This is a genomic window from Paraburkholderia sediminicola, from assembly GCF_046026895.1.
GTDB lineage: Bacteria > Pseudomonadota > Gammaproteobacteria > Burkholderiales > Burkholderiaceae > Paraburkholderia > Paraburkholderia sediminicola_C.
The window spans coordinates 51,695-59,873 of sequence record NZ_JAQQEU010000043.1 but is presented as its reverse complement, the minus strand read 5'-3'; the positions used below and the strand labels follow the sequence as shown (position 1 = coordinate 59,873).

The 8,179-nt window shown below is 62.7% G+C and carries 6 protein-coding genes and 2 pseudogenes; 3 read left to right on the top strand and 5 right to left on the bottom strand.

Annotated features, from left to right (window positions below; translation table 11 throughout):
* Window positions 1-165: 165 nt before the first annotated feature.
* Window positions 166-885, bottom strand: a complete 720-nt coding sequence (locus PQR02_RS26065) for an IS6 family transposase (RefSeq protein ID WP_408237968.1) — start codon at window positions 883-885, stop codon at window positions 166-168.
* Between the two features lie 846 nt (window positions 886-1,731).
* Between PQR02_RS26065 and PQR02_RS26060 the strand changes: the two are divergent.
* Window positions 1,732-2,169, top strand: a pseudogene (locus PQR02_RS26060) (transposase); the annotation flags it as partial.
* Window positions 2,170-2,559: 390 nt separating this feature from the next.
* On the opposite strand, the pseudogene PQR02_RS26055 reads toward PQR02_RS26060, so the two are convergent.
* The 3 genes and pseudogenes from PQR02_RS26055 to PQR02_RS26045 form a co-directional block, all read right to left on the bottom strand.
* Window positions 2,560-2,694: pseudogene (locus PQR02_RS26055) on the bottom strand (MFS transporter); the annotation flags it as partial.
* Window positions 2,695-2,872: 178 nt separating this feature from the next.
* Complete coding sequence (locus tag PQR02_RS26050; protein ID WP_408237965.1) at window positions 2,873-3,700, bottom strand: siderophore-interacting protein; 828 nt, start codon at window positions 3,698-3,700, stop codon at window positions 2,873-2,875.
* A 92-nt stretch (window positions 3,701-3,792) separates the two neighbouring features.
* The gene (locus PQR02_RS26045) at window positions 3,793-4,818 is read right to left on the bottom strand and encodes a PadR family transcriptional regulator (protein WP_408237962.1); all 1,026 of its coding nucleotides are present in this window, start codon (window positions 4,816-4,818) and stop codon (window positions 3,793-3,795) included.
* 495 nt (window positions 4,819-5,313) lie between these two features.
* Between PQR02_RS26045 and PQR02_RS26040 the strand changes: the two genes are divergently transcribed.
* Both PQR02_RS26040 and PQR02_RS26035 read left to right on the top strand, forming a co-directional pair.
* Window positions 5,314-5,685, top strand: coding sequence for a YciI family protein (locus PQR02_RS26040; RefSeq protein ID WP_408237959.1), 372 nt, complete (start codon window positions 5,314-5,316; stop codon window positions 5,683-5,685).
* Window positions 5,682-6,950, top strand: a complete 1,269-nt coding sequence (locus PQR02_RS26035) for an RNA polymerase sigma factor (RefSeq protein ID WP_408237956.1) — start codon at window positions 5,682-5,684, stop codon at window positions 6,948-6,950. Before PQR02_RS26040 ends, PQR02_RS26035 begins: the two co-directional genes overlap by 4 nt.
* A 300-nt stretch (window positions 6,951-7,250) precedes the next feature.
* Here the strand turns inward: PQR02_RS26035 and PQR02_RS26030 are convergent, their stop codons facing one another.
* Window positions 7,251-7,991: an SDR family NAD(P)-dependent oxidoreductase gene (locus tag PQR02_RS26030; RefSeq protein ID WP_408237953.1), complete on the bottom strand. Its 741-nt coding sequence runs from the start codon at window positions 7,989-7,991 to the stop codon at window positions 7,251-7,253.
* Window positions 7,992-8,179 lie beyond the last annotated feature (188 nt).

The window sequence follows — 8,179 nt, the reverse complement described above, 5'->3', positions numbered from 1 at the left end:
CTAAGTACTACTCGTTAGCGTGTTTGCCTCCCAGGTGAAGTTGACCCAGAAAAACGGACATCTATCCTTTGGACAAGGAGGTGCCGATTATGGGCAAGCATCGTACCCCGGGTTCTGGTGCAAATAGTTGGTGCGGGCGAGACGTCTCCAGAAAATAAGTATGCCTTACCGATTGAACAGGACAGAATTCCAGATGGCGGGCGCAGCGGTTTGGTTGAGCCTGAGACCGGAGAAGTCGAACTGCCCCTTGCGAATGCGATGCATCAATTCGATGCCTGAAATCGTGGTCGCGGCGCTCCTGAACCGTTTGAAGCCGAGCATCACATTCGTTCTGGACTTGATGTTTCGATGGTCCTGTTCGATCACATTGTTCAGGTACTTCGAGGACCGGACCTTCGTTTCCTCAGGCAGCAGACCGTCAGCGATCATCTCCCTCACGGCCCGGTGCGAGGCCGCATACCCATCGGGCGTGATCGTCTCCGGTGGCTGGCCCTGATGCTGGATTGCCTTGCTGAAAAAGGCTTTTGCCGCAGCCACGTCGCGCTTTGCCCTGAGCTTGAAGTCCACCGTCTGGCCGGCCCGATCCACCGCCCGGTACAGATAAACCCATTTTCCGCGAATCTTCAGATAGGTCTCGTCAACACGCCATGACCGGCCTGATGGTATCGCAAAACGATTCCAGCGCCTCACGAACTCCGGTGTGAAACGCTTCACCCAGCGCATGATCGTGGTGTGCGCCAGCGACAGTCCCCGTTCGGCCATCATCTCAACGAGATCACGCAGGCTGAGCTTGTAGCGAAGGTACCAGCGCACGCACAGAACAATGATCTCCCGATCAAAATGCCGTCCATCGAACAACCCCTCCAGACCTTTCCGCTTGCTCATCACCGGCCACCCGTTCGTTAAGCTCGCAACTTTAACCCATTACCCGAGCCTATTTGCACCAGAACTGTCTCGGCAAGTAAGGTAGCGGCAAAAAAAACTGCCTCTAAGATAGTGACCTCGAGTCCCGGCGCGCATGTTCAAGCGCCCATGCCAACAACCGGTGTGGGTGGCCGCTTGATCGCTCGGTAGAGCGCGAATCCATCGTCAACGCGTGTGACGCGCAGGGCGACTCCGTTCTGCGTGCGTCGCGCGATGCAGTTTCGGAGACATTCCGGGCGTCAACGTCGACCGTAGTTCGGTCACGACTCGTGCCGGCTGCGATCATCAATTATCTGGTAAGACCGCTCAATCGGACGGACCCCTTGCCTTTTCGGACTTTCGATGCTGTACAGCACAAAATGTATGCGGAAAGGCTCGGTGACAGATGCCGTGAACTCGGGCCTGGCGTCGGGATTTGTTCGAGAACGCGAACGAAGTTGCGGCAAGGGTTGGTTTGACGACTTGACAAGTAAGGAGCTGTACAGTTCGCGGCAGCGCATCAAGAAAAATACTGAAGCCACGCAGACCGCGAAAAGGCGGTACGCGAGGGGAACCTTAAATTGACTAAAAATTGCCTTTAAGTATTCTTGTTGGAAGCGCGATAATATGTACGACTAATCAATATAAATCTTTGATGATGGGGAATAGAAAAATTTGTCAGATTTAAAACAAGTTCCGTCATCCATTTTTGACTTAAACAACCGACGGCGCATTCGAGAGTCAGTGCTATTTTCAAGTTGACTGCTAGCTTCTGTCAACGACGCCTACGTTTCGTGCAAGATGAATGGACGGTAACGCGATGTACGACATCTCGGCGCCACGCTTGACTGGGCCAGCCGAAAGGTACTGGCCCACCGCGTGGCGATTACGATGGAGGCGATGCACGCTGTCGAGGCGTTGGAAGAAGCGTTCGCGAAATACGGGCAACCTGAGATCGTCAACACCGACCAGGGCAGCCAGTTCACCGCGACAGCGTTCACCGACGCCGTGCTCGGCAGGGGCATCCGCCTGTCCATGGATGGCAAAGGCGCCTGGCGCGACAACGTATTCGTCGAACGCGTGGGGCGCAGCGTGAAATATGAAGAGGTGTATCTGAAAGCCTATGAATCAGTCAGCCATGCACGCTGCTCCATCGGCGATTACCTGAACCTTTACAACCAGAAACGGCCCCATTCAAGTCTGTCCGATCAGACGCCGGATGAGGCATACTTCGCCACGCTGCCAGCGATCAAATCGGCAGCTTGATGACCCCGGCGCTTCCACTTATAAACTCGATCTGACTGTCCGAACCAACGGCGCCACCTCTATGGAACCTCGGTCGAGCATGATGAATGCGCGCGTCCTTGTTGTTTCAGATACCACAGCGAACAGCCACGTTGAACAAACGTCAAAGAGATTTCATCTCGCGCGAACAGTGATCGATCCGCGTAACTTCGCGTTCGTCGAGCGGGACTGCGAGGTGCATCTTGCGCCCACCTTGGCGACGACCCGTAAGGTATGTGGGACAGAAAGCAAAATGAAATATTCCGGTAATGCCTCATGCACAGATATGGTGCGGTTCCGGTGTGGTGACGGGTCGGACTGCAAAAAAGAAAGCAATTAACTCCAAAGTTAAAGTTTAATGCTTCCCATACCAGGTGTGATGCTGAACGCGCGCATGATCTGCGGGCCGAGCGGCATCATCACCATGAAGTCCATGATGATGGTGAACTGCGTCAGCGCGAGCAGCCACAGGAGGCGCCGCTCGTGTCGGCCGCTGATTGAGTACATGGGTCGATTCCTTATCGTTGTTGTTCTAAGTGCGTTTGCCCGTGTGGTCCGCGTGGTCCGCATGGTCCGTGTGGTCCGTGTGGCCCGTTCTGTCCGCGCGGCTCGCGCTGTTCGATGCGTGCGCGCCCGTCGGCGCCCGCGCGATGCGCAACCCGCGCTGCCGGCGACGGGCCGACGTTCAATCGTCAAGCGTCTCGTGGACTGCCTCGGCGCCCTGTTTCCAGTAGCTCGCCGCGCGAATCCGCGACTTGTCGACGCCACGCTCCCCAACCAGATGATGACGCACCGCGCGCATCGTCGCGGATTCGCCCGCGGCCCACACGTAGCCTTCGCCGTCTTCCGGCAGGTAGATCTCGCGGACCGCCTGCAACAGCGCCGCCCCGCGCTGATCGGCTTCGCTGCGATAGCACCAGACCAGATGCAACTCGGCCTGCGTGGTGAATTTGAGGCACGCCGACGGATCGGCCACTTCGATCACGGCGGCGACGCGCGCGCCAGCCGGCAGTTCTTCGAGGCGGCGCGCGATAGCCGGCAGCGCGGTATCGTCGCCGACCAGCAGATGCCAGTCGAACGCGGTCGGGATCATCAGCGAGCCGCGCGGGCCGCCGACGCCGAGATACTGGCCCACTTGGGCTTGCGCCGCCCAGTTCGCGGCGGGGCCCGCTTCGTGCATCGCGAATTCGAGCTCCAGCTCCAGCGCATCGCGATCGAACCGGCGCGGCGTGAAACCGCGCGCGGTGGGACGCGGCTGGCCGGCGGCGAACACCGGACCATTGGGGCCGGCTTCGGGCAGCACCGGCTTGTCCGCGCCGGGCTCCGGGAAAAACACCTTCATGTGGTCGTCGAACGAGGCGAACACGAAGTCGTGCAGATCGTCGCCCGTGAAGGTCACGCGAAGCAGGTGCGGGCTCAGCGCGCGCACCTGCTTGACTTGCAGCAGGCGGAACTTCAGCGGATGACGCACGCGTTGGACTGCCAGATCGGGGCGGTTGTCGTTGGTCGGCATGAGGGTAGGGCTCCTGTTGGGTTCGTCGGCGCGCCGGGCGCTCGTGGGCGTCCCGCGCGTGCAAAGGCGGGCGAGGGACGCGGGGTGTGAATTCAGGCGGTGGGCTCGCTGTTGGCGTCGTTGCCGGCGTCGTCCGCTTTGTCTCCGCCTTCGATTTCTCGCGCCGCGCGCATCAGGATCGCGGCGATGCGGCGCTGTTCGGCGGCCGGCGCGTTGTCACGGCGCAGCAGCGCATGCTTCAGCGTGCGGCGCGCTTCGGTCAGCTCGGGCAGCCAGCCGCCTTCGCTAATATCGGCTGGTTCCTCGCCGGCAAACGCGCGGCGCACCGAATCCATCTTGCGTGCGATGTGCGTCAGACGCGCCAGCATCAGTTCGACGCGCTCGCGGTTGGCTGCCAGATAGTCGCGGCCGGCCTGCGCCAGTTCGTAGCGCTTGCGGTTGCCTTCGAGTTGCACGGTCACGTAGCCCAGCTCTTCCAGATACGTGAGCGCCGGATAGACCATGCCCGGGCTCGGGCTATAGAAGCCGTTCGAGCGCGTTTCGAGCGCCTTGATCAGCTCGTAGCCGTGGCTCGGCTGGGCGTCGATCAGCGACAGCAAGAGCAGTTGCAGGTCGTCGGAGCTGAACTTTCGGCCGCGCGGGAAGCCTTCGCCATCGCCGCCGAAACCGCCCGGGCCACCGCCGAAACGCCCGCCACGGCCGCCGCCGTGCGCGTCGTGATGAGGGCCTGTCGCGTGCCACAGCGCGTGCAGCGCGAAGCGGGCGTGGCCGTGATGCGCTTGACGGCCGTGGCTGCGCGGATCCGCCTGGAAGTCGCGGCGGGCCTGGCGGCCTTGCCGGCCTTCGCGGGTCGGGGCGTCGCCCTGAAACTCCCGTTGGCCTCGACGGCCCGATTCATAGCTGGCGAACTCGGCGGGTGGCTGGTCGTTGCCGTGGAACCCACGCCAGTCGTCGCGCTCGCCGTGACGGCGCGCGAATTCGGCGCGTCCGCGCCCGCCGTGAAACGTCTGATGGCGTGCGAAGGCGTGCCAGAGCGCATGGAGCGATGCGCGCTCGTGGCCCGCGTTGACATCATCGTCCACGCTGCGCGGATGGGAAAAGCGATATGGGTGACGCATTCTGGGTTCCCCCGTGAATATCTTACAGGGAGGCGTTGTTCCAGGCGCAGGGTAGCGTGTGGCCGGCGCCGCGCATCGAAATGATCGACGGCTTCAATTCGGGGTGGATCGATTTTGAACACGCGGGCAACGAGCGTGTGATCGGCGCGACGGCTTATCAGAGTGTGCTGGCGGAGTTGGCCGCGCGTGCGGGATGAGCGAAGCGGGGGGTGCGGCGGGCGCGGGCGGAATTTGCCGACATTCAGACAGTGTTGCGATACCTGCGCAAACCGGGCTTTAATGCGATCAGTGGTCCCCTTGACGGTGAAAGCCGCGCAGTGGATGGCGGCTCGCCCGAAGTGACCGCGCGGGGTTCTCGACCGAGCCGGACTAACCACGCAGATGCGCCGTCCGCGATTTTTTCGAGGTCGCCTGTCCGTCAGCACGCGGCGCGCGCGTCATTGTGATGGCGGCCCGATGTACTTCACCCGCCTCAACCCCATGACGGAGGCTCATATGCAATACCTGTTGATGATCTATTCAGAAGAAAACGGCTGGAACCGGATGAGCGACAGCGAGCGGCAACAAGGCGTCGCCGCGTATCAGGCGTACACCGAGTCGTTGAAAAAAGCGGACGTTCTGGTGGGCGCCAACCGGTTGCAGCACACGAACACGGCTACCACGGTGCGGCTCGTCGACGGCAAGCCACAGGTACTCGATGGACCGTTTTCCGATTCGAAGGAGCAACTCGCCGGCTACTACCTCATCGACGTTCCCAACCTGGATGCGGCGATCGCGTGGGCGTCACGTTGCCCCGGCGCGGCGCACGGCCTCATGGAAGTGCGCCCTGTCTGGACTGCCCCATACGATGCGCCATCTGCTGCATGAGTCCGCACGGCTGCGGCGGTGACGCTGACGGCGCCGCGCGTTCGATTGCCGAGACGGTCGCCCGTCGCAGCTACGGCAAGCTCGTCGCGCTGCTGGCGATGCGCACGCGCGACGTCGTCGCCGCCGAGGACGCGCTGGCCGACGCGTTTGCGGCCGCGCTCGCCGACTGGCCGGAGCGTGGCTGCCCCGCGAATCCCGAAGCGTGGCTGATGACGGTCGCGCGCCGCCGGGCGATCGACGGCGCGCGCCATCGCCGCGTCGGCGACGAAGTGACAAACCAGCTCACGATCCTCGCCGACGAGATCGACGACCGCGAAACCGGCGCGTTGCCCGACCGGCGGCTTGCGCTGCTGTTCGCGTGCACGCACCCGGCGCTCGAGGCCGCGATTCGCACGCCGCTGATGCTGCAGGTGGTGCTGGGGCTCGAAGCGAAGACGATTGCGTCCGCGTTCCTGATGTCGCCCGCCGCGATGAGCAAGCGCCTCGTACGAGCGAAGAACAAGATCCGCGAAGCGGGCATTCCGTTCAGCGTGCCCGAGCGCGAGGAGTTGCCGGGCCGGCTCGCTGCGGTGCTGGAAGCGGTCTATGCGGTGTATGCGGAAGGGTGGACCGACCCGGTCGGCGGCGATACCGAGCGGCGCGATCTCACCGGTGAGGCACTGTTTCTTGCACAACTGCTCGTCGAACTGCTGCCCGAGGAGCCGGAGACGCTTGGTCTGCTCGCGCTGATGCTGTATGCGCAGGCGCGTTGCGACGCGCGGCGCGATGCGGCCGGCGACTATGTGCCGCTGTCGGCTCAGGATCCGGCGACATGGAACGCGCCGATGATCGACGCAGCCGACGCACTGCTGCGGCGCGCGAACGCTTTCAACGCAATCGGACGCTTTCAGCTCGAAGCCGCGTTGCAGTCGGCGCACGTGCACCGCTGCCGCACGCACTGCCCGAACTGGGACGAGATCGTGCAGCTCTATGATGCGCTGCTCGCGATCGCCGCGTCGCCGGTGGTCGCGGTGAACCGCGCGCTCGCGCTGGCGGAACGGCACGGCCCGCAGGCGGCGCTCGACGCGCTCGAGCCTTATACGGACGATCCGCGGCTGGCCGACTACCAGCCGTATTGGGCCGCGCGCGCCGATCTGCTCGCGCGCGCCGGCGCGACGGCCGAAGCGCTCGGCGCGTACGATCTCGCCATCGGACTCGAGCGCGATCCGGCAGTGCGCCGGTTTCTGCAGCGCAAGCGCATGGAGCTGCTATCGGCGGGAAATTAGATTGGTGCCTGGCGTTTGCCACGCGAGGTTGCAAAACGGGGCGCTGAAGCAACTCGGGACCGCAGCCCCGTCGCGCCGTCCGGACGGTCCCGTTGCAAGCGGAATCGGGTTGAGTCCGTGTGATTGCAAACGTCCATGGTGTAGAACGTTTCTCGGACTGGCGCTCTCGGCCAACAGGAGCCATTCGGCTGAGCCGCTTCGAGTTAATGGAGAGTCGGCTCCGTTACCTCATCGACTCCCCGTCGCGTCCGCATGGACGTCGCCCTTCTTCAAATCCGTAGGTCGAAGATGCGCGGAGGCTCAGGCATTCATCCCACCATCCACCGTAAGATTTGCGCCGGTTATGTAAGAGGCCTCCGGGCCGGCGACGAAAGCGACCATTGCGGCGATCTCCTCAGCGCGCCCATAGCGACCGAGTACTGTGGCCGCCTTCTGCGGCACGGCCCAATCGCCTGAGGCGGGATTCAGGTCTGTATCGATCGGACCCGGCTGGACGTTGTTCACCGTGATGCCCCGGCCTCCCAACTCTCGCGACAGCGCCTGAGTGAACATCCTGACGGCCGCCTTCGTGGCCGCGTAGGGCACCAGTCCGGGCGCAATGGCTCGCTCGCCCACCGCCGAACCGATCATGATGATGCGGCCACCATCACCCAGATGCTTCAGCGCAGCCTTGGTCGTAGCGAACACGCCGCGGATGTTGATGTCGATCACTCGATCCATCTCCTCCAGTGTCGTGTCTTCGAACGGCTTCGGAATGGCCGTGCCGGCATTGTTCACCAGCACGTCCAGCCGGCCGAAGGTCGCAAAAGTCTCTTCGACTGCGGCCTCGACAGCTTTGACGTCGGTAGCGTCCGCCTGGATCGCGATAGCCTTTCCGCCATTGAGTTCGATCTCCTTGACTACGGTCGAAGCCGCGCTGGCGTCCTTCGCATAGGTAAAGGCCACCCGCGCTCCATCCGCGGCGAGACGCTTCGCGATTGCCGCACCGATGCCGCGTGAACCGCCGGTAACGAGCGCCACTTTTTGAGCTAACTTGGACATGTGATTTCCTAAGGTTTTCGTGAGCGGTTCACCGCGTCACTACTCCAGTTAATGATTGACTGTTGTCGCTGTCCGGACCATTTTCCAAAGAGCTATTGGCGCGTCGGGGCAACGGGTCGTGCCCTCTGGCTGAGGGTTTTGTGCTGGTCGGGCTTGGTGACAGCCATGTCAATCTCCGTGAAAGGCCG